20 protein-coding genes, 6 tRNA genes, 1 pseudogene and 1 riboswitch are annotated in these 20,661 nt (G+C 47.9%); of the genes and pseudogenes, 6 read left to right on the forward strand and 21 right to left on the reverse strand.

From position 1 onward, the window contains the following. Positions 1-54: 54 nt before the first annotated feature. From kdpB to ACWXW9_RS12050, 4 genes are all read right to left on the reverse strand, one after another. Positions 55-2,085 (reverse strand): potassium-transporting ATPase subunit KdpB, encoded by a 2,031-nt coding sequence (gene kdpB / locus ACWXW9_RS12035; RefSeq protein WP_494929588.1) that lies wholly within the window; start codon positions 2,083-2,085, stop codon positions 55-57. Positions 2,086-2,137: 52 nt separating this feature from the next. Further along, entirely contained in the window at positions 2,138-3,814 is a 1,677-nt protein-coding gene (gene kdpA, locus ACWXW9_RS12040) for a potassium-transporting ATPase subunit KdpA (protein ID WP_494929663.1), read from the reverse strand. 150 nt (positions 3,815-3,964) lie between these two features. Beyond that, on the reverse strand, positions 3,965-4,042 hold the full coding sequence (gene kdpF / locus ACWXW9_RS12045; RefSeq protein ID WP_081473791.1) for a K(+)-transporting ATPase subunit F: 78 nt from the start codon (positions 4,040-4,042) through the stop codon (positions 3,965-3,967). A 212-nt stretch (positions 4,043-4,254) separates the two neighbouring features. Next, positions 4,255-4,650, reverse strand: a complete 396-nt coding sequence (locus tag ACWXW9_RS12050; RefSeq protein ID WP_134910703.1) for a hypothetical protein — start codon at positions 4,648-4,650, stop codon at positions 4,255-4,257. A gap of 115 nt (positions 4,651-4,765) precedes the next feature. Continuing rightward, a riboswitch (cyclic di-AMP (ydaO/yuaA leader) is annotated at positions 4,766-4,941 on the reverse strand. Positions 4,942-5,406: 465 nt separating this feature from the next. Between ACWXW9_RS12050 and ACWXW9_RS12055 the strand changes: the two genes are divergently transcribed. Beyond that, positions 5,407-5,883: a glutathione peroxidase gene (locus ACWXW9_RS12055; protein WP_494929589.1), complete on the forward strand. Its 477-nt coding sequence runs from the start codon at positions 5,407-5,409 to the stop codon at positions 5,881-5,883. Positions 5,884-6,030: 147 nt separating this feature from the next. Here the strand turns inward: ACWXW9_RS12055 and ACWXW9_RS12060 are convergent. Further along, positions 6,031-6,113, reverse strand: a tRNA-Leu gene (locus ACWXW9_RS12060). Between the two features lie 263 nt (positions 6,114-6,376). Between ACWXW9_RS12060 and ACWXW9_RS12065 the strand changes: the two genes are divergently transcribed. Both ACWXW9_RS12065 and ACWXW9_RS12070 read left to right on the forward strand, forming a co-directional pair. Further along, positions 6,377-7,066, forward strand: a complete 690-nt coding sequence (locus ACWXW9_RS12065) for an urease accessory protein UreF (protein WP_494929664.1) — start codon at positions 6,377-6,379, stop codon at positions 7,064-7,066. A gap of 353 nt (positions 7,067-7,419) precedes the next feature. Beyond that, a complete protein-coding gene (locus ACWXW9_RS12070; protein WP_494929590.1) occupies positions 7,420-7,641 on the forward strand; it encodes an XRE family transcriptional regulator in 222 nt (73 codons plus the stop codon). A gap of 127 nt (positions 7,642-7,768) precedes the next feature. Here the strand turns inward: ACWXW9_RS12070 and ACWXW9_RS12075 are convergent, their stop codons facing one another. The 6 genes from ACWXW9_RS12075 to ACWXW9_RS12100 all read right to left on the reverse strand — a co-directional run bounded on the left by ACWXW9_RS12075 (position 7,769) and on the right by ACWXW9_RS12100 (position 9,765). Beyond that, positions 7,769-8,152: a helix-turn-helix domain-containing protein gene (locus ACWXW9_RS12075; protein ID WP_014280376.1), complete on the reverse strand. Its 384-nt coding sequence runs from the start codon at positions 8,150-8,152 to the stop codon at positions 7,769-7,771. A 107-nt stretch (positions 8,153-8,259) separates the two neighbouring features. After that, entirely contained in the window at positions 8,260-8,634 is a 375-nt protein-coding gene (locus tag ACWXW9_RS12080; protein ID WP_494929591.1) for a helix-turn-helix domain-containing protein, read from the reverse strand. A 185-nt stretch (positions 8,635-8,819) separates the two neighbouring features. Then, entirely contained in the window at positions 8,820-9,275 is a 456-nt protein-coding gene (locus ACWXW9_RS12085; protein WP_494929592.1) for a MarR family winged helix-turn-helix transcriptional regulator, read from the reverse strand. A 163-nt stretch (positions 9,276-9,438) separates the two neighbouring features. After that, positions 9,439-9,521 (reverse strand) — tRNA-Leu (locus tag ACWXW9_RS12090). 15 nt (positions 9,522-9,536) lie between these two features. After that, positions 9,537-9,612, reverse strand: a tRNA-Lys gene (locus ACWXW9_RS12095). Positions 9,613-9,693: 81 nt separating this feature from the next. After that, a tRNA-Glu gene (locus ACWXW9_RS12100) sits at positions 9,694-9,765 on the reverse strand. Positions 9,766-10,009: 244 nt separating this feature from the next. Here ACWXW9_RS12100 and ACWXW9_RS12105 point away from each other — a divergent pair. Together ACWXW9_RS12105 and ACWXW9_RS12110 are read left to right on the forward strand one after the other, a co-directional pair. Next, positions 10,010-10,768, forward strand: a complete 759-nt coding sequence (locus ACWXW9_RS12105) for a DeoR/GlpR family DNA-binding transcription regulator (protein ID WP_025682798.1) — start codon at positions 10,010-10,012, stop codon at positions 10,766-10,768. A gap of 46 nt (positions 10,769-10,814) precedes the next feature. Next, on the forward strand, positions 10,815-11,690 hold the full coding sequence (locus tag ACWXW9_RS12110; RefSeq protein ID WP_494929593.1) for a Cof-type HAD-IIB family hydrolase: 876 nt from the start codon (positions 10,815-10,817) through the stop codon (positions 11,688-11,690). A 170-nt stretch (positions 11,691-11,860) separates the two neighbouring features. Here the strand turns inward: ACWXW9_RS12110 and ACWXW9_RS12115 are convergent. From ACWXW9_RS12115 to ACWXW9_RS12125, 3 genes are all read right to left on the reverse strand, one after another. Continuing rightward, positions 11,861-11,949 (reverse strand) — tRNA-Ser (locus ACWXW9_RS12115). 1 nt (position 11,950) lies between these two features. Further along, positions 11,951-12,026, reverse strand: a tRNA-Asn gene (locus tag ACWXW9_RS12120). Positions 12,027-12,070: 44 nt separating this feature from the next. Beyond that, complete coding sequence (locus ACWXW9_RS12125; RefSeq protein WP_494929594.1) at positions 12,071-12,583, reverse strand: SprT family protein; 513 nt, start codon at positions 12,581-12,583, stop codon at positions 12,071-12,073. 142 nt (positions 12,584-12,725) lie between these two features. Between ACWXW9_RS12125 and cmpA the strand changes: the two genes are divergently transcribed. Then, positions 12,726-12,860, forward strand: a complete 135-nt coding sequence (gene cmpA, locus ACWXW9_RS12130; protein WP_007429337.1) for a cortex morphogenetic protein CmpA — start codon at positions 12,726-12,728, stop codon at positions 12,858-12,860. 103 nt (positions 12,861-12,963) lie between these two features. Here the strand turns inward: cmpA and ACWXW9_RS12135 are convergent, their stop codons facing one another. The 7 genes and pseudogenes from ACWXW9_RS12135 to fba all read right to left on the reverse strand — a co-directional run bounded on the left by ACWXW9_RS12135 (position 12,964) and on the right by fba (position 20,619). Further along, the gene (locus ACWXW9_RS12135) at positions 12,964-15,186 is read right to left on the reverse strand and encodes a Tex family protein (RefSeq protein WP_494929595.1); all 2,223 of its coding nucleotides are present in this window, start codon (positions 15,184-15,186) and stop codon (positions 12,964-12,966) included. A 180-nt stretch (positions 15,187-15,366) separates the two neighbouring features. Beyond that, entirely contained in the window at positions 15,367-15,717 is a 351-nt protein-coding gene (locus tag ACWXW9_RS12140; RefSeq protein WP_007429335.1) for a type II toxin-antitoxin system PemK/MazF family toxin, read from the reverse strand. A gap of 6 nt (positions 15,718-15,723) precedes the next feature. Further along, positions 15,724-16,005, reverse strand: coding sequence for a CopG family ribbon-helix-helix protein (locus tag ACWXW9_RS12145; RefSeq protein ID WP_007429334.1), 282 nt, complete (start codon positions 16,003-16,005; stop codon positions 15,724-15,726). A 294-nt stretch (positions 16,006-16,299) separates the two neighbouring features. Continuing rightward, positions 16,300-17,496, reverse strand: coding sequence for an alanine racemase (gene alr / locus ACWXW9_RS12150; protein WP_494929596.1), 1,197 nt, complete (start codon positions 17,494-17,496; stop codon positions 16,300-16,302). Positions 17,497-17,758: 262 nt separating this feature from the next. Then, positions 17,759-19,081, reverse strand: coding sequence for an outer membrane lipoprotein-sorting protein (locus ACWXW9_RS12155; protein WP_494929597.1), 1,323 nt, complete (start codon positions 19,079-19,081; stop codon positions 17,759-17,761). Positions 19,082-19,197: 116 nt separating this feature from the next. Continuing rightward, positions 19,198-19,574, reverse strand: a pseudogene (locus ACWXW9_RS12160) (hypothetical protein). A 172-nt stretch (positions 19,575-19,746) separates the two neighbouring features. Further along, positions 19,747-20,619, reverse strand: coding sequence for a class II fructose-1,6-bisphosphate aldolase (gene fba, locus ACWXW9_RS12165; protein WP_494929665.1), 873 nt, complete (start codon positions 20,617-20,619; stop codon positions 19,747-19,749). Between the last annotated feature and the right edge of the window lie 42 nt (positions 20,620-20,661).

The following is a 20,661-nucleotide window of genomic DNA, read 5'->3' on the forward strand; positions in this document are numbered from 1 at the left end:
CTCACCCTTTCTGCTTCCATTCAGTATCCGAAATGCACACCTTCACAGGTTGCGTTAAATCCACAAATGCACCAGCAAATCAATGGCCTTAATGCCGACAAAAGGCACCACCATACCGCCCAGACCGTAGATCAGTAAATTCCGTCCCAGCAGACGATCCGAGCTCATGGGCTTATACTTCACGCCCTTCATGGCCAGCGGGATCAGAAGCGGAATAATAACAGCATTGAAGATCAGCGCCGACAAAATAGCAGACAGCGGAGAGCCAAGCCCCATCACGTTTAATGCGCTCATTTGCGGAATCGCCAGCATGAACATCGCCGGAATAATGGCAAAATATTTGGCAACATCGTTCGCGATGCTAAACGTTGTCAAAGCACCGCGTGTCATAAGCAACTGCTTGCCGATAGCGACCACCTCAATAATTTTGGACGGATCGGAATCCAGATCCACCATATTGGCGGCTTCCTTGGCTGCAACTGTACCGCTGTTCATGGCAAGCCCGACGTCAGCCTGCGCCAGCGCAGGAGCATCATTCGTACCGTCTCCGGTCATGGCAACCAGCTTGCCTAGCTCCTGCTCACGGCGGATGACTGCAATTTTATCCTCCGGCTTGCTTTCAGCCACAAAATCATCCACACCCGCTTCCCGTGCAATTGTAGCAGCCGTCAGCGGATTATCCCCGGTACACATGATCGTGCGGATGCCCATTTCCCGGAGCTGATCGAACCGCTCCTTCATGCCCGGCTTCACCGTGTCCTTCAAATAAATAATGCCATATATCCGATCGTCCAGCGCGACAGCCAGCGGCGTACCTCCTTCAGAGGCCACCTGATTCGCTTTTTCCTCCAGATCGGCTGGAACGCTGCCGTTTTGCGATAGTACCCACTGCCGGACAGAGTCCACCGCGCCCTTACGTACCTTTTGTCCATCAGCCAGATCCAGACCGCTCATCCGGGTTTCCGCCTTGAACTCGATAAAGGTCCCGCCTGCTGCCAAGGATTCATCCAGCGTGTGCTCCTGCTTACGCATCAACTCCAGAACTGAGCGCCCCTCAGGCGTCTCATCCTTCATCGAACTCATCGCAGCCCACTTCACTAACTCTGTCTCCTCTACGCCGCCTACAGGCACGAATTGGCTCGCCATCCGGTTACCGAAGGTGATTGTCCCTGTTTTGTCCAAAATCATCGTGTTGATGTCCCCGGATGCTTCTACTGCCTTGCCTGACATGGCCAGCACGTTAAACTGGGTGACCCGGTCCATACCGGCAATCCCGATAGCTGACAATAGTCCTCCAATCGTTGTAGGAATCAGACAGACCAGCAACGAGATCAGCACGGGAACAGGCAGGTCAATGTTAAAATGACGGGCAATCGGTGCCAGCGTAACCACCACGATCAGAAAAATAATCGTCAAGCTGATCAGCAGGGTATTCAGCGCAATTTCGTTCGGCGTCTTTTGGCGCTGTGCGCCTTCCACGAGCGAAATCATTTTATCAATGAACGTCTCGCCCGGTTCTGTCGTAATCCGCACCTTAATCCGGTCACTGACCACACGCGTCCCGCCGGTTACCGAGCAAAAATCACCGCCCGACTCCTTGATCACTGGGGCCGATTCTCCCGTAATCGCCGATTCATCCACTGAAGCAAGACCTTCAATCACCTCACCATCACTCGGAATCATCTCGCCCTGGGACACCATCACAATGTCACCTTTGCGTAGCTCGGTCGAGCTGACCACCTGAATCTCATCCCCGACAAGCTTATTGGCTTGTGTGTCCTGCTTGGATTTTTTCAAAGAAGCAGCCTGCGCCTTACCCCGCCCCTCTGCGAGTGCTTCGGCAAAGTTAGCAAAAAGCAACGTGAACAACAGGATGATAAAAACAGCCAGATTAAAGCCCATTTCGTTGCCAGTTCCAAAATAACTGGGAAACAGCAGCATGAGCAGCACGACCAATGTGCCGATTTCCACGACAAACATGACAGGATTTTTCATCATGATCATCGGATTTAATTTCATAAAGCTATCCTTGATCGCATGCTTCAAGATGCTTTTGTCCAGCATGCGTTTGCGTTGTTCCTTCATGATCAAGCACCCCGTTCATCCATTCTCATTTTCTTCTTCCTGTTCATCTTCTTCACATGGTCAGAAATTCAGCTACAGGCCCCAATACGATTACGGGCAAAAAGGTCAACGCGCCGATCAACAGCACAACCCCGATTAAAATCGCCCCAAACAGCTTGTTGTCCGTGCGAAGTGTGCCCGTCGTCACGGGAGTCGGTGCTTTGGCATTCAACGAAGCCGCTACAGCTAACAGTGCAACTATAGATACATATCGTCCGAAGAACATAACAATCCCTGTTGTCGTGTTCCAGAATACGTTGTTATCCGCAAGACCCTCAAATCCAGAGCCGTTATTAGCCGCAGATGACGCATATTCATATATCACCTGAGTCAAACCATGATATCCGGGGTTTGTGACCGCATCGTACCCCCAATGACTCATAAAAGCGAGCGCTGTCGGCACCAGAATGAGAAACGGATGTACCAAAATGGCAATCGCGATCAGCTTCATTTCCTTGCCTTCAATTTTCCTGCCCATAAATTCCGGGGTCCTGCCGACCATCAATCCACATATAAACACACCCAGAATCGCGTACATCAGCATATTCATCAGCCCGACGCCCTTACCGCCGAAAATGACGTTCAGCATCATTTCACCCAAAGCAGCCATACCGCCCAGCGGGGTCAGTGTATCGTGCATATTATTCACCGAGCCTGTGGTTGCCGCCGTCGTTACAGCCGTGAACAACACCGATTGTCCAATGCCGAAGCGAACCTCTTTCCCTTCCATGCTTCCCTGAGAAGCATCCACACCCAGTGCATGAATCAACGGATTGCCCGTTTTCTCCGACACATACGTAATGGATAGGAAGACGAGGAACAATACCATCATGGAGCTAAAAATAATCCAGCCCTGCTTGCGATTACGGGCGAACAGTCCAAAGGTATACGGCAGCGAAGCCGGCATCACCCACATCGCCAAAATTTCCAGCACATTCGTCCAGGGATTTGGATTTTCAAAAGGATGCGCCGAGTTGGCCCCATAGAAACCGCCCCCGTTCGTACCCAAATGCTTGATCGATTCCATCGAAGCAACGGGTCCCAAAGCAATCTGCTGCTGTGTTCCGCTTAGCGTCGTGATATCCGCCGCAGGCTGAAGTGTCTGCGGTACCTTCAGTCCAACCAGCACCAGTGTAAGTACAAAGGCCAACGGAAGAAAAATCCGTATAATCGCTTTGATAAAATCCTGAAAAAAGTTGCCCATCCCTTCACCGCGCCGCGTCAATCCTCTCATAAAAGCCGCAGCAACCGAAAAACCGGAAGCAGCCGAAGTGAACATCATCATTGTAACGAACGCCATCTGCGTCAAATACGTAAGTCCGCTTTCTCCGCTATAATGCTGGAGATTTGTATTAGTCATAAAGCTGATCACTGTATTAAAAGCAAGTGACGCTTCCATATTGCCATTTCCAGACGGATTAACGGGAAGCAGTCCCTGCAAGCGCAGCAGCACATAGCTGATCGCCACAAGCACGACATTCGTAGCAATGAAGCTCATAACGTACGTGGTCCAACGCATGCTCTCCAGCTTTTTCAATCCTATAACCTTATAAATCAGCTTCTCCGTTCCGTCAAACACCCGATCCGTCCGATTCGGTTCATTTGAGAATACATGATATATATAGGTGCCCACTGGTTTCACCAAGAGCAGCAATATCACAATCACAATTCCAATTTGCAGCAGCTCCATCATCTATTCCCTCCTTCAAAATGCTCCTGCGTTTGGAACAACAGACGAGTTCATAGCACCAGGCGAGTGCACACGTTTGCGAAAACCCGCTGCCTCTGGTGTCTCATCCACGATCTGCTGTCCCCCGCCCGTTTGATCCTGTTTAGCTGATTAGAACTTTTCAGGATTCAGGAGTGCGTAGATTAAATACACAAATACAATAGCAGTAAGCGCAAGCACAACCATCATCCTTTTCGCCCTCCTTTGGAGGTCTGCGCATCACACCAGCGTACAAACAGCAGTATCACTCCGTAACTCACAGCCATCACGAGCAGCATGTATATATCCATCATGTTCATACCCTCCCGTATCGGTCCTCAGATCGTCATTCTTACATCCTCGTAAAATCACCATACAATGAATTCGAAAATTTTAATTTATATTAGCCATACCGTAAGCGACTATCCGTTCAGCAGGAAACCCACCTCTCCATTCAAAGTGTAGATCACATGGTCTGCTCCCAAACCTCGATAAATCCCTTGAGGATTACAGCCTTGTGTAATGACATAGACCGAATCTGATGTCAGCGGCCGGCATATTTGCAGAAAACGGCACGTCAGATTCAAGCTGTTCTCAAACAAATACACGCAGCCAATTTCTTTTTTGGGAAAATTCCATTTCCCCGCTTGCATCGTATTGATGCGCACAATATGCTCCACACCCATTTTTTTGAGCTGTCGTTCCTCCTGAGCGCTATTCGTCAGAACCGCAAACGCCAGTTTTTTGTACATAAGCAATTTCACAAAATTTCTGCCCGATTCATTCGGTGCAGTGACAATGATTAGTCGACCTTCCATCAGTAGCTCCTCTCCCGGTATAAAAAGACAACAAAAAGAAGCCAAAGGAAAAAGGCTTTCCTCCGGCTTCTTACGTAACCATGATAAAATAAACCATGGCTGCACACGGCGGTTTGTTGCCTCTCCCTGTACGCTTACGAGGTTAGCTGTCGGATTCGGACGTGAGAGTCGCCCTATTTCTGGCACTTGGCCAGAAAATTCACCCCATGAGACACACGGCCCTTTAAAAGCCGAATAGATCTCCTTTGGTTCCCCCGCTTTTGCAACTGCAAAATTCAGCGCTATAGACAATTCGTTGCTGCTTCATTCACTTAATTTGAAATTACGTCTTGAATCATACACCCGCGCAAGGAACACTGTAAAGCTCACCTGCAGGGTTATAAATCGGTCTTTGGAGCAAAGAAGATTAATAATAGCGCTTACAATTTGAATATCCTTCTCCCAGCTCCTTCAAGCTCGGTTTTTCATCCCTTTTTGAAAATGACGGGCATGTCAATATTGGCGTATGGAGAGCATTTTTTGTCCCTTTTTTGTAAAAGAGAAAGAAAAACTGCTGTATGCACCTGATAAACGCCGATTGAGCCTGTTTTTACGATGAGAAGCACCGCAATTCGCCCCATTTGCAGTACCATTTGCCGTTTTGAACAAAATACAATTTTACAGTTTCAGACAGTGCAATACATCTATTATAGACTTGCAACCCTTCATTAAATTGCTTACAATTTAATTGTAAAATATTAAATCAGGAGGGATACCATGACCGTTTATGAATATGATGCACAAACCCTGCAAGGGAAAGAGATTCCGTTGTCCACATACGAAGGAAAAGTTCTGCTTATCGTGAATACAGCCAGCAAATGCGGGCTAACCCCTCAATACAAGGCGCTACAAGAGCTATATGACCAATACCATGAGCAGGGTCTTGAAATCCTGGGGTTTCCCAGCAACCAGTTTGCCAAGCAAGAGCCGGGCTCCAGCGAGGACATTTCGGAGTTTTGCCAGATTAACTATGGAGTTACGTTTCCGATGTTTGCCAAAACAGATGTCAATGGCGATCAGGCACACCCTTTATTCCGCTACCTCACCCGGACAGCTCCGGGCGTACTAGGCTTCAAAGCGATCAAATGGAATTTTACTAAATTTTTAATTACACGCGAAGGTAACGTATTTAAGCGCTACGCCCCACAGACAACTCCGGATAAACTGGCGGGGGATATCGAGAAGCTCTTGTAGCAAAGCTTACAAGCCACTTCATCACTGTTCACAAGCAGCCGAACCAGGCGGCTGCTTGTGTGGCTAGGAAAAAGGGATATAACAAAAAAGCATCCCTTCACGTCAAAAACGTGTCAGGATGCTTTTTTAACTGTGTCTTGCATGTAATGCGGTCGAGAGGACTCGAACCTCCACGGGCGTACGCCCACTACCCCCTCAAGATAGCGTGTCTGCCATTCCACCACGACCGCAAATTCTAATGTTTTGAGGCAACAGATTTATTATACTCCCTTGTATTCTATTTGTAAACATAAATACAATAATTGTTTTAAAAGTCATATAACCTAACATATAAATGCTATAAAAATATTTAATTTGACATACAAGCATCTTGAGTGTAAATATATATTACATAATATCATTGAAATTTTTCTTAATCTGATTTTTAAAGTCACCTAATATAACATAAAACTATACCCTAAGGAGGCGAACCGCTTTGCAAAAAGGCAATCGTTTGCTGAACTACGCATTGCTGTTGGACCCTTCCCTGCCTGTCGGTGGCTTCACTCGTTCCTACGGGCTAAAGGAGCTGTTTCGAAATGGTCGTTTAACCTGTCTGCAAGACCTGGAACACTATGCACGCACCGATCTGCATCCTCAATTCACATCCCTCGATGGCATGGCTATCAAAAGCCTTTATATCGCTGTTCAGCAAAATGATGGTTGGCGTATCGCTCTTATTGATAAAATGCTGCACGCCCAGCGTTCTTCCCTACAGCAGATGAAAGAGTCACGCCTATCCGGCCAACGCCTCCTCAAGCTCGCTAAGGCTTTGTACCCTTGGCTTGAATTCGACCAACTCGAAGCTATACTCATCCAATACAATGCGATTGGCACACTCGCAACCGTTCATACCTGGATTAACGTTTCTCTTGGAAATGATGTAGAGCAAACCATTCACGGCTACCTTGCCGCGGCAGTGTCCTTCTGTGTCGAAGATGCTTCCAAACTACTCCATCCTCCTTATGAGGAAAAAAATCCTGTTATTCAACGAATGACCAACGAGCTTCTAGACGCATGGAAACAATTCAACACCCCTGAGACTGAGCCAACCGCATTTCAGCGTCGCCTTCTGCAAAGACACTGGTCCAACTCCTACATTACGCAGCCACCCTATATGAGCAGCAACCACCAGCGCGGGTAAGATTCGACTAATTCCTTCGTCTGTCCCCATTATACGCCTCAAGCATCCCCCTGATGCCTGTTTTCCCCCTTCCAGCACAACGCCAAAAGCACTTCCACCACTTTTTTTCAGTGGCAGAGTGCTTTTTTTATCCAGATTACAACTGACATTTCTCACATTTACAGGCTCTGGATGGATTATTCAAACCATTTATCACTTAAATAAGTAATAAATTTATCTCAATTACGTATTTTAGATTGTAAAAACACGTATAAACGTGTATCATAGTTTTAGATGGTTAATTCTAACATGTTTACTGATGATTATTATAACACACCAATTATTCCGCAAGAATCCGTAAGGGGCGATTTCACTTGAACAACAAAATGCCTGTCACCTCCTTCGGGTGGGCCATCAAACAAAGGCTTGTCGAACTTCGGCTGGATCAGAAAACATTTTGTGAAACGCATAGCATCCCGCCTTCACGCTTGTCCAATCTGATTCACGGCACCCGCAAAGCACAAAGGTACAGAAAACAAGTTGCTGCAATCCTCAACATCGACGATAACGATTATAAGGAGGCATCACCACTCTGAAACCAACGATGTGTGCGTCCCCCAAGCATGCGGCACGCTATAACATCGGCAACCCAAATAAACTCGTCAATCGAACCCGTCGGTCCGTTTTACGGGTTTTCAACCTGAGTGATCTTTAGCGAGAAGATCATTCAGGCTGTGTTTTGTCATTCTCACCTTTTTGCTTACGATATTTCGCAAATTCCACATATTCTAATATGAAATTCTGTTCTTCTGTATCCAGATCCTCTGCCTGGCAATTCAATGGCCCCATCACTCCAAAAAAATAAGCAGCCTTCTGCTCCTGAAGTACGCCCTCACCCGGCTTGACGCCTTTCATTAACCAATCCAGCGACACATTAAAAAAGTCCGAAATCTGGATTAAATGCATCGTTCCCGGTGTTGTTTTGCCTCTTCTCCAGTCTCCAAGATTCCCCGAGCTGATTTTGAGCTTTTCACAAAACGCCTTCTTCGTCATTCCCCGATCCTTAATCAAGGCTTCAATCCGCTGATAAATCGTTTGGTCTCCCAAAATTATCCCCTCCGACACCCTAACTTTTCTTGAACTATTCCCAAAATTCCAACCTTCATTGCAACCATACTTATTCGGTAATCATCACTTTAATATTCTGCACCGGTTTATTCTGTCGTTGAATCTTCCTGCTTTTTCTCTTTACGGAAGCGAGTAAATTCAATATACTCAATTATAAAATCCTTTTCTGTTTCACTAAGTTGTTCCCCCTGGTAATTCAGTTGCCCATATGAATCAAAAAAATAAGGGTCCTTCGACTCCTTCAGTACCTCACCCTGTACATCCCGGCCCAACATGATCCAGTCCAGACTGGCATCAAAAAACGAAGCGATTTCAATGAGCTTATTCGTGCCCGGTGTCGTCTTGCCTCTCTTCCAATCACCAAAATTCCCTGTACTGATACCCAACTGCTCGCAGAATGCCTTTTTTGTCATTCCCCGCTCCTTGATAAGCTCCTCAATTCGTTGGTAAATAGATTGCATAGAAGTTCCTTCCTCCCTAGCAGGCTCTCAAATAACGATATCATGTTTCCTGTTTTCATTTCAAAGATCACGTATGTTAAAATTGCCGAATTATGTATGTTGGTTTTCATTATACCACAATATGCAACAAAAACCGCCTGTTTTCCGAAGAAAATGGCGGCCTTCCGTCAGTTCGCTTACATCAATTACGGAGCAACGTTGTCGATTTTAAGAAAAATCTGCTTTAATTCGTTCAAAGTTTCGCTCAGGTGCAATAAATCCTCTTCCGACAGAAGCACCAGTCTTTCTTGAATTTTACCGGAAAAGGTATTGAATACCTGCTCACAAAAAGCATCGCCCTCTTGTGTAATCGCCACATTCACGACTCTGCGGTCCGAGTCATACGACTGGCGATCGGCCAACCCATGCTCTACCAGCTTGTCCAAAAGAGGGGTCATGTTCGGACGCGAGACATTAAGCTGTTTGGATAGATCAGATACCGTAGACAAGCGCACCTCCCGCAGAAGCATTAATACCTGAAAGTTATTAGGCGACAAATGTAAAGGAATATCAAGCGTGCCGAAGGTAAAAAATTTCTTCTTCACAATCGGAAACAAACCCAAAATATTTTCTGATATATCTCCCAACAGTTGAGTGTCCATATTTTTCACCGTCACTTCATCAGTTTATACTTATCATTCTATAACATTATGGCGTTATATTATACTATGGAATCATTATTTTATAATTATGACTACTTTATTGTATCATTACACAAACAAAAAAAGCCTCTACCGTGAGAGACCTTTCCGTTCATTCCATTGATGCGGTCGAGAGGACTCGAACCTCCACGAGCGTACGCTCACTACCCCCTCAAGATAGCGTGTCTGCCATTCCACCACGACCGCAAAATAAAATATAAATGGTGAGCCATGAAGGACTCGAACCTTCGACACCCTGATTAAAAGTCAGGTGCTCTACCAACTGAGCTAATGGCTCATGCTGTTCATCCAAGATGTCCGCCATCAGACTTCAGGAATTTTCCTTAAGCATGTAACATGTAGTCCATAAAGACAACAATGACCCGTAGGGGAATCGAACCCCTGTTACCTCCGTGAAAGGGAGGTGTCTTAACCGCTTGACCAACGGGCCGCATTTTTATACACCAACTTGGCGACAAGAAAGAGTATATCAAATAGAAGAATGAATGACAATACTTATTTTAAAAAATTTAAAATAAGTTGTTTACCGAGAATCAAAACGCATTTTTACTTACGCAAATTTGCTTTATTCACGTTATTTAGAAGCATAAAAAGAGATTATATTGCAAAATAACTTAACTTTACTTATAATCACTTACAGAATACCGAAATCATTTTGAACAGAGGAGCTTTTTATGTATCAAGAAGAGCGGATGCTAAAAATTGTTGATTATCTACAGCTTCACAAGCGTATTTCGGTGGATGATATTTGCGAATTTTTTAATGTATCACGAGATACGGCCCGCAGGGATCTGGTAAAGCTAGAGGAGCACCAGAAAATTATTCGAACCCGTGGCGGTGCCCTTCTACCCACACTGGATCACGAATTAACCAGAAACTATAAAGAGAGACTACTCACTGTATCCGAGGAAAAGCAAGTCATTGGACAAATAGCTGCCAGTATGGTTCGAGACGGAGATCGCATCATTCTCGATTCCTCCACCACTGTACAGGCATGTGCCGAAAGGCTCCATGTACAGGAATGCTCGGTCATCACCAATTCGATTAATCAGGCTGATGTTCTTTCCGAAAAGGACGGCGTTTCGATTCATCTACTCGGCGGACGCTTGCAAAAGGAGCACCGTTTTGTCTACGGTTCTTCCGCCATCGCTACCCTGTCCCGCTATTTTGTAGACAAAGCTTTTGTTGGGATCGGGGGCATTTCTGTCCATGGACTGAGCATTAATCATGAAGAGGACGGTATGCTCAAGCACCAAATGATGAAACAGGCCGATCAGGTGATCATTCTAGCGGATCACTCCAAATTTGGTAAAAACCTTCCTTACCGCTTTGCCGATTTATACGAGGTGGATATCGTTATCACCGACTGTTTGCCGGACCCGGCCATGCTGGATGTTTTTCGCCGTCATGATGTTGAAATTATTGTTCCGTAATGTGGAAGAAGTATGAGACATATAGAAGAAGACAGGAGATGGAGAAATGAAACTGTTTGCGATTGATTTGGATGGAACGCTGCTAAACGAGGAAGCAAAAATAAGCAAGGTGAACGCAGACGCGATCCGTAAGGCACAGCAGCAAGGCGTTCAGGTGACTATTGCCACGGGCAGAGCCGCTTATGATGCCTGGATCAAGCTGGAGGAAGCAGAACTCGTGACTCCCGTCATCGGAGCAAACGGTGCGACCGTACACGATGCACATCGTCGCCAGCTAACCTCTACACCGATGGACCGGAGTGAGACGTTTGAAGTGCTGAGCTGGTTACGCGAAAACGATTTTTATTATGAGGTCATGACAGACCGTGCTATTTATTCTCCACAAAACGGACACCAGCTACTGGCTGTTGAAATGGATCGCCTGTTAAGCGCCAATCCGGATATTTCGCTGGATGCTTTGTTACATGCAGCCGAGAAACAATATGAACAGACCGGGCATACCCGTATCCCCTCGTATGAAGACATTCCGCTGGATGTAGAGATTTATAACGTGCTGTGCTTCTCCTTTGATCAAGCCAAATTGAACCGGGGGCGCGAGCGTTATCGGGAATTCCCCGGCCTGAACATGGTCATTTCCTCGGACCGTAACTTTGAAGTGGAGCATAAGGATGCCTCCAAAGGAAACGCACTGCGTTATCTTGCAGATCATCTGGGTATTTCCATGGAGGAAGCCGCAGCGGTAGGAGACAGCTATAATGATATTTCGATGCTGACGATGGCAGGTAAAGGCATCGCTATGGGCAATGCAAAAGACGACATCAAGGCCGTCTGCTCTGAAGTTACCCTGACCAATGTAGAAGATGGCGTTGCCCATGCTCTGCTAAATCTACTTAAAACCATCGAGGCCGACGCCGTGAAATAGAAGGGATTAGTTGCGTACTGCGTACAACTCAGACTAACGCTGCTTCATGCTGTACGCAGCACGTCCGTCTTACATATAACAAATTCTTAAAAAGCAGATCTAGACGAAAAAGACGCTCGTGAGCATTATTACCATGCATACGAGCGTCTTTATTCTACTTAAAACACCAACGGAGAGAGAGGGATTCGAACCCTCGCACCGCTTTCGCAGTCTAACCCCTTAGCAGAGGGTCCCCTTATAGCCACTTGGGTACCTCTCCATGGCTCCCCGAACAGGACTCGAACCTGTGACAACTCGATTAACAGTCGAGTGCTCTACCAACTGAGCTATCAGGGAACATTGCTGTAAATTATCATACAGTATATTTAATTTACCATGATTCAGGGGGCGCCGTCAAGTGCCAGCAGATGAAGTTTGCCTCCGCATTTACCGCAGCGGTAACGTTGGGGGTTCATTTTACGTTTCCGCAAGTATTCCTGACTACAAGAGGCACACACCAGCTTGTAGCGATAGGGCTGCGGCTTTCGTTCCGCTCTCCCCGGCAGAGTTTGGCAATGCCTGCTCCCTCCTACACGGGCCAGCCATGCTTTGAAATCAGCATCGCGATGCTTATAACCCATTCCGCGCAGATGCAGATGATAATGGCACAGCTCATGCTTTATTATTTTTTCCACTTCAGAACGTCCATAAGCTGCAAGTTGATGTGGATTAATTTCAATATGATGACTTTTCATAAAATATCGACCGCCTGTGGAAGACAAGCGTGCGTTAAAGGTGGCTTGATGTTGAAACGGCACGCCGAAGCTCTCCAGCGAGATGCGCTCTACCCATTCTTGAAGTTCTTCATTACTCATAGAAGGATTCATTGAATTGCTCAGAGACTTGGACTCCATCCTTATGGGGTACCTCCTTTGCTTCATACTGACAAGCATATTATAAAATAACGGCCGAAGTCTAACCCTGATTCATAAGCACACTTTAGGTATCCACCCCATATGCTAAACATACAGAAGTAACGCAGAGGAGGAGATTGGCTTGCCTCAATGGCTCAGCAACCAGCTTATGCGGGCCTTTTACAAAAAGGACCGGCGCCAGATCAAACTGTTGAATGACTGTTGGTTTTTTTATCATAAAGCACCGGGTGTAGAGTTTGATGCCAACAATGGGTAGAAGTTCAGGGCAGTAAAAAATGAAAGCCGGAGTCTCCGAAGTGGTTCGGAGATTCCAGCTTTTGTTATACCCTAATAAGGCGGTTATACGGATTTGTAGAGTATTATGCCTGCGATTGCGCTTCTGCCGGAGCTTTCATCGTCAGACCGACCCTGCCTTTTTTCAAGTCTACATTCAGCACCCACACGGTTACGTTATCACCAACGGATACGACATCCATCGGATGCTTGACGAAGCCGTTGCGCAGCTGCGAAATATGAACCAATCCATCACTCTTGATGCCGATATCGACGAACGCACCGAAATCAATTACATTGCGGACGGTTCCCTGAAGCTCCATGCCCGGTGCCAGATCCTCAATCTTGAGCACATCCTTGCGGAATACAGGCAACGGCAGCTCGTCACGCGGGTCACGGCCTGGACGCTGGAGGCTGTCCAGAATATCCTTCAATGTCGGCACACCGACTTCCAGCTTCGCGGCCAGTTCGTCAATGTTGGACACGTTCAGCGCTTCCGTCGCAGCCTTGGTGCCCAGATCGTGGGCGCTGATGCCCAGTTCAGCCAACAGGCGGTCTACGACAGCATACGATTCAGGGTGGATCGGCGTGCGATCCAGTGGATTTTCGCCACCCGGTATACGGATAAAACCAATAGATTGCTCGTAGGTTTTTGCACCAAGACGCGGCACCTTCTGCAACTGACGGCGGTTGTTGAATTTGCCGTTTTCCTCACGGTATTTCACGATATTTTTGGCAATTGTCGCGTTAATGCCCGCTACATAGGACAGCAATGCCGAGGAAGCGGTATTTACATCCACACCGACATGGTTAACTGCCGATTCTACAACATCCTTCAAGCTTTCATCCAGATGCTTCTGTGACACATCATGCTGGTACTGGCCTACACCAATGGCCTTCGGCTCAATCTTGACCAGCTCGGCCAGCGGGTCCTGCACACGACGTGCAATGGATGCCGCGCTGCGCTCAGCCACGTCCAGATCCGGGAACTCCTCCTGCGCCAGCTTGGAGGCGGAATAAACGCTCGCGCCTGCCTCATTGACGATCAGGTACGCCAAGCTGCTGTCGCCAATATCTGCGATGACTTCAGCCACGAATTGCTCTGTTTCACGCGAAGCCGTTCCGTTACCGATGACGATCAGCTCAATGCTGTATTGGGCAATGAGCTGCTTGAATTTCTCGGCAGCCTCATGCTTTTTGTTGTTCGGCGGTGTCGGATATGTCACAGCGACTTCCAGCAGCTTGCCGGTGTCATCGACAACCGCCAGCTTGCAGCCTGTCCGAAACGCCGGATCGACACCAAGCACACGGCGGCCCTTGATCGGGGCCTGTAACAGCAGGCTCCGCAAATTGCCCGCAAAGATAGAAATGGCCTGCTGCTCGCCCTTCTCTGTCATTTCAGCGCGCACCTCACGCTCAATAGAGGGTGCGATGAGCCTTTTATACGCATCCTCAATAACGTTGCGCAGCAGCTCTTCCACGGCGGATGAGCCTTTAATCACTTGACCTGCGACGTAATTGTGAATCGAATCGGGCGCTACCTCCAGTCCGACCTTGAGAATGCCCTCACGCTCTCCGCGATTAATCGCCAAAATACGATGAGGCGGCATTTTCTTAGCCAGCTCACGATAGCTGTAGTAGTTCTCGTAGACAGACTCTTGCTCTGCATCCTTCGCTTCGGAGGTTAGCATGCCATGATCCAGTGTATATCGACGCCCCCATTGGCGAATACCCGCGTCGTCCGCTATATTTTCCGCTAAAATGTCCAAAGCTCCTTGAATAGCCGCCTCGGCACTGTCCACTCCCAATTCCGCATTCACATAGGACTCAGCTTCCTTCAGAGCATCGCCCTGCTTCGGCTGGCTCCAGATCCAGATGGACAGCGGCTCCAGCCCCCGTTCTTTCGCCACACTCGCGCGGGTTTTGCGCTTTTGCCGATATGGACGGTACAGATCCTCCACTTCCTGAAGCTTAACCGCAGAAGTGATGGCAGCCTGAAGGTCTTCTGTCAGCTTGCCCTGCTCATCAATAATGCGAATGACCTCTACCTTACGGTCCTCCAAATTACGTAAATACAGCACACGATCCTCAATTTCACGCAGCTGATTTTCATCCAGTTCCCCTGTCATTTCCTTACGGTATCGCGCGATAAAAGGAATCGTATTCCCTTCATCCAGCAAACTGATCGTCGTCCGGATTTGCTTGAGTGCCAGCGACAGCTCTCTCGCCACTTGTTTGACAATCCGCTCCTGGCGATCTGCTTCGTTCGGCTCCTGCCGGATTTCCGTTTTCGTTTCCTCGTTAGACAAAGCTATCCCTTCTTCCTTACAACTCTTGTCTTTCATCATGTCTTTCATTATCACAAAAAAAGAATCAAAGCGCCAGCACGTAACGATGAAGCCAGGCCCAGCCTGCATTTTTCATCAGACACGCAAAAGGACAGCGCCCACGCGCTGCCCTTTTCCCGTTTCACTCGTCGTTCCAAAATGCTAAAAATCAATCAAACCGAGACTGATTTGTAGCGAATCGCTCACTTTGCGCATGGTTTCTTCATCCAAATGGGTGATTTTGTCGGTAAGCCTTTGCTTGTCAATCGTCCGAATTTGCTCCAGAAGAACGACAGAATCGCGATCAAAGCCATGCGTCGCCGCGTCGATTTCCACGTGTGTGGGCAGCTTCGCCTTCTGAATCTGGGCGGTGATGGCTGCCACGATCACGGTGGGACTGAACCGGTTGCCGATATCATTTTGAATGATCAGCACAGGTCTGACGCCACCTTGCTCGGAACCGACTACGGGTGAAAGGTCTGCAAAAAAAACGTCGCCGCGCTTTACGATCAATATGGATTACACCCCGCTAACTGTACGGCCCAAGGTGCTGTTTGCATCTTCCTCCGCATGAAAGGCTTCGGAGGCCATGGTCAAGTTAATTTTAGCCATCTCCATATAACCGCGCTGCATGGCTTCACGAATGTAACGCTTCTTACGTTCGCCCACATACAGCTTCATGGCCTGCCTGATAAATTCACTACGGTTGGAATTTTCCATGGCTACGATCCCGTCCACTTCCTGCAAGAGATGATCCGGCAAACTGATCATTATTCTTTTGGTGTTCTGCAAATTGGCCAACTTCTCTTCCACCCCCAAAACCTTGTCGCCATTGTACCATTATAACGTTATTCCCGGTAATTTATTCAAACGGAATACAAGAGAATGTATATGATATTCGTATATCATCTATGCTGCATTCCATTATAAACTACGCAGTTCGTTTTCGTACAGGCGTTTGATCCCCGAAATACAAGTGTCAGCGGAGCCTGATGCGTCGTTTTGACAGTTACAGCGCTCTTTTCTTTCCTTTGTACATATTTCGGGACGTTCTGCGAAAACTCCTGCTTTTATCCGGTAATTTGCGTCATGAAATTAATCCCAGCGGGTTGGAAGAAGCGAATTCACTCGAACGACAGGAATATCTCCCCGTGTATATACACGCGGCACCCTGTGTGCGATCATGCAGATCACCTCATAGTGGATGGTACCCAGCTTGGATGCCAGCTCATCCGCCGCAATCGTTTCGCCGGACTGCTGGCCGATGAGAACAACCTCTTCGCCGATTTGAATTTCTTCCGCATCCTCTGCGAAAGATTGTAAGGATACCATACACTGGTCCATGCAAATGGTGCCGAGCACCGGGACGCGGCGGCCACGTATCAACACTTCGATGTTCCCACTCAGCATGCGGGAGTATCCATCCGCGTAGCCAATCGGCAGTGTGCCAATTCGCTCTTCGTCGGAGGTCACGTACCGGGTGCCATAGCTAACCCCCCAGCCGGGAGGGAGCGTCTTGGTATAAACCACTGCCGTCTTCAATGACAATACAGGCAGCAGCTCAATGGCTTGCCGGTTAACCTCATCGGACGGATACAGGCCGTATATACTGATGCCAATCCGCACCATATTGGGGGAAAGCGCAGGGGTATCAATGGTGGCCGCGCTGTTGCCCGTATGTATAATGGGAATGGTGATGCCTTGTTCCCTTAGCGCTTCCGCCACGCCCTGAAACCGATTATACTGTTGCAGTGTATAGCTTTTGTCTTGTTCATCCGCACGGGCAAAATGGGTGTACATGCCTTCCAGCAGCACTTGCTCCAACTGGTGAGTCTGCCGGACAAATGCAACTGCCTCTTCTCCAGGCAGCATGCCCAGTCGTCCCATGCCGCTGTCTATTTTGATGTGCACCTTCAGCTTGCGTTCGCTTCCTTTGCGGTCCAGTCTGCGAATACTCTCCAGCACTTCTTCACTGAACACAGTCAGTGTAATATCGTGCTCCCAAGCCGTCTGCACAGCTTCGGGCAGAGTATAACCGAGTACAAGGATAGGCAGTCTGATCCCCGCCTGCCGAAGCTCCAGCGCTTCGTCCAGAAAAGCGACGCTCAAGTAATCCGCACCAAGGCGTTCCAATTCCTTTGATATTTCCACGGCACCGTGTCCATAGGCATTAGCCTTGACACAAGCCAGCAACAGCTTATCCGCTGGCAATGCCCTGCGAAAAGCCTCATAGTTGGCGCCAAGGTGATCCAGGTTGATTTCGGCCCGGGTCGATCTGTATTGTGCTTGCAAAATCCAGTCACCTTCTTCAATTGTTAGCCTGTAACATACCTTTTACCATTCGGAATGTGGCAAAGTCCTTACTTCCAAAGGTTAATGGTAATGTTCAGAAACGTGGCTGTCAATGGCAGATGGCGTTTGCCAGCATCCTCCACAAAGAACATGACTCCCAAGCGAGCGGTGCACACCTCCAGACCTCGAATGAACAAAAGACGGATACGGGCGGAAGCAGAGTAAAATACACTCTAAACCGTCTGCATCCGTCTATAAAGTTTTATTTACCCGATTGATCCTGTATAGAAGCGGCAATTTGTATCATTTCGCTCACGGGCAGGTCAGCACTGGTAATACGGAACTCTATGCCGTCATTCATCCAGGTCATCGTCTGCTGCTCGCTACCTGTCAGAACGGCAAAGCTTCCTCCAATATCGACCAGTTCACCGGCGGCCAATGATACGGCCCGATCTTTCGGACGCGCCTCCACAATTGTATAGTTATACGTTCCACTATACCGCAGCATCACCGCATGTGTACCATTGTCCTCCAGCTCCGGTGTGTCCTTGATCTGTACCCCGGTCGGCGTATAGGACGGTTCAATCAGGCCAAACTCACCCATCACAGCTTCAGCAGCATCCGTGCCTGCCGATGTCCCTGTTGCTGCATCAGATGCGCCCGTAGTTTGCTGTTGCGCCTCTGTGTTGCCCGTTGTACCCGGCTTCGTCTCCGTATCTGTGCTGCCCGTCGTGTCCGCGCTACCCGGTTTTGACGTATCGCCTGTGGCAGATCCATCCACCGACGCTTCTCCTGACGGCGGCTGTGCCTTCTCTCCTGCTGTTCCCTGCTCTTGTCCGGGTTCGCTGGACGTCACACCTGTCACACCATCAATCGTACCGGAAGGATCAAACTGACCGCTGGAATCCACTGCTCCGGCTGAAGGCGTTCCTCCATTTCCCTTGCCTGTTTTTCCAGAAGCCATATTGCGCTCCATATCAAAAGAGTCCTTGTCGAACTTCGTATCAAACGCAAATTGATCGAATTTCAAATCCACAACTACCTTGGCGTTCGCATCAGATACCTGTACCTGAGTGGGTGCATAGTTATTTTTGGACAGCCATATTTTTTGCCTTACCAGCGCGTGGCTGTTGTAGTTTGCCGCTACATCGAATACATAGGATTTATCGTCCGAAGCCAGTTGACGTGAAGCATCGCCGATAATACTGCGAACCAGCGTTTCATACAAATATACCTGGCCCTGGTTGTTCGGCCAATCGCTTTTAAAGCGGAAGCTCTTATTCAGACTGGGCGTCAATACGAATACACCCTCATCATTTCGCAACACGATCTGAGTAACATCCTTTTTCTCGTTCGTCATGGCAATTCGGTAATAGGAAGGCTTGCGGTAGGAAATGTCCACCTTGTACTCCTGTGGCGTGTCGCCGGTATGCAGCGTCATCAAAGCTGTACCGTGGTAGCTGTTCAGGTCGCTCACCACGTCACTCAAATCTTTAACCACATCATCCGCGCTCTTCTTGCCGCACCCGGCCAGCAGCAGCGTTACACACATGACCATGGCAAGCATCCATGAAATCCGGCGCATATCATCAACCCCTTCAGCACATGTTTTAAATGAATTAGTACATGTCTATGAAGGACTTGTTCGATTTATGCAGACTGGCATGACAAGCTTGAAAGCTTGGATGGCGATTTGTATTGCTACAAAAGCTTTTGAACACTAATGATAAATTCATACCAAAAATACATAAAAACCGATTAAAACAACTACGGCACTGATCGTGACCCATTTAATTGCCATTCGATTCATCGCTTTTCGAGTAGTTGCTACGATACTCATTAATCCTAAATCATGAATCAGAACACCAGATTTCCAGATGAAATAGCTACGAGCAACCCATTTTTGTATGAAGAGAATAACGTTTAGTAATAAAATCAACTGTCATTCCTCCAAGGCCCACAATCCATCCATGCATAAACCCGTTCTTTAGCCCTTGTTTCGTCATCTCAACCGTAATCGTACCCACAGGCAGTGCTATAGAAAAGCCCAGTAAAACATATGTAAAAAGCAATCCCATTACAAAACCTTTTTCATTAATAATGTATAAAAATACATTGTATACTATGGAACATAAAAATCGATACATTTTGCCTACTTTTTGCGCACGAAAAAAAGCCGTTCCCTACACGGTAAAATCCGCACAGGAAGCAGCTTTGAAATTACTTTGAAGGCTGTGTTCTCTAATCGCATTACACGGTAAAACGCGCATCTGCCTTATGACTCGTGCCAAACTCTTGCATCTTCCCTTTGACCACAGCAGTAATCGCTGCCGTACCCGGTGTGAGAATAGTCTTCGGATCATAGACATGGGAATCACTCGTTAATACGTTACGAACAGCCTCAGCCCAAGTCTGAATACATTCGGTATTGACGTTGATTTTAGCGTGACCCAGCCCAATCGCCTTGGTAATCTGATGCTCAGGGATGCCGGAACCGCCATGCAGTACAAGCGGGATGCCCGTCAATTCCGAAATATGCTTCATTTCAGCAAAGCCCAGCTTGGGCTCTCCCTGATACGGCCCGTGAACCGAGCCAAGGGCGGCCGCCAATGCGTCGATTCCGGTTTCCTGCACCATACGTGAGCATTCCTGCGCATCCGCATACCGGATTCCACCTACCAGCCCGTCTTCCATGCCTCCGACCGTACCGACCTCTGCTTCCACAGAGACTCCATAGGAACGCGCATAATCTACGACTTGCCGGGTCATCGCTATATTGACATCAATCGGATCATGAGAACCGTCAATCATCACCGAGCTGAACCCGGCCTCCATCGCCCGCTTGCAGTTCTCTACCGTCCTGCCATGATCCAAATGAAGCGCCACCGGAACGGTAATCGACATTTCCTCCATTAAGGCGCTGACCATCACTGCAATCGTCCGATAGCCTCCCAAATATTCTACCAGCCTGTCGGAAGCAGCCACAATGACGGGGGCATGCTCTTCCTCGGCTGCCTGTAAAATCGCTTTAGCCCATTGTAAACCGTTTAAATTGTACTGTCCCACCGCATATTTCTCGTCTTTGGCTTGGAGCAGCATCTCTTTCATGGACACGAATGGCAACGGCATAGTGGCCCTCCTTTCCGGGTATCTCTATTTCCAGAT

The sequence above is a fragment of the Paenibacillus sp. LT-B23 genome, from assembly GCF_059417685.1.

What these genes read in the sequence shown, in the direction of transcription:
- kdpB (WP_494929588.1), bottom strand. Translation starts at nt 2,085, where the DNA reads ATGAAGGAACAACGCAAACGCATGCTGGACAAAAGCATCTTGAAGCAT.
- kdpA (WP_494929663.1), bottom strand. Translation starts at nt 3,814, where the DNA reads ATGGAGCTGCTGCAAATTGGAATTGTGATTGTGATATTGCTGCTCTTG.
- kdpF (WP_081473791.1), bottom strand. Translation starts at nt 4,042, where the DNA reads ATGATGGTTGTGCTTGCGCTTACTGCTATTGTATTTGTGTATTTAATC.
- ACWXW9_RS12050 (WP_134910703.1), bottom strand. Translation starts at nt 4,650, where the DNA reads ATGGAAGGTCGACTAATCATTGTCACTGCACCGAATGAATCGGGCAGA.
- ACWXW9_RS12055 (WP_494929589.1), top strand. Translation starts at nt 5,407, where the DNA reads ATGACCGTTTATGAATATGATGCACAAACCCTGCAAGGGAAAGAGATT.
- ACWXW9_RS12080 (WP_494929591.1), bottom strand. Translation starts at nt 8,634, where the DNA reads ATGCAATCTATTTACCAACGAATTGAGGAGCTTATCAAGGAGCGGGGA.
- ACWXW9_RS12085 (WP_494929592.1), bottom strand. Translation starts at nt 9,275, where the DNA reads ATGGACACTCAACTGTTGGGAGATATATCAGAAAATATTTTGGGTTTG.
- ACWXW9_RS12105 (WP_025682798.1), top strand. Translation starts at nt 10,010, where the DNA reads ATGTATCAAGAAGAGCGGATGCTAAAAATTGTTGATTATCTACAGCTT.
- ACWXW9_RS12110 (WP_494929593.1), top strand. Translation starts at nt 10,815, where the DNA reads ATGAAACTGTTTGCGATTGATTTGGATGGAACGCTGCTAAACGAGGAA.
- ACWXW9_RS12125 (WP_494929594.1), bottom strand. Translation starts at nt 12,583, where the DNA reads ATGGAGTCCAAGTCTCTGAGCAATTCAATGAATCCTTCTATGAGTAAT.
- ACWXW9_RS12155 (WP_494929597.1), bottom strand. Translation starts at nt 19,081, where the DNA reads ATGCGCCGGATTTCATGGATGCTTGCCATGGTCATGTGTGTAACGCTG.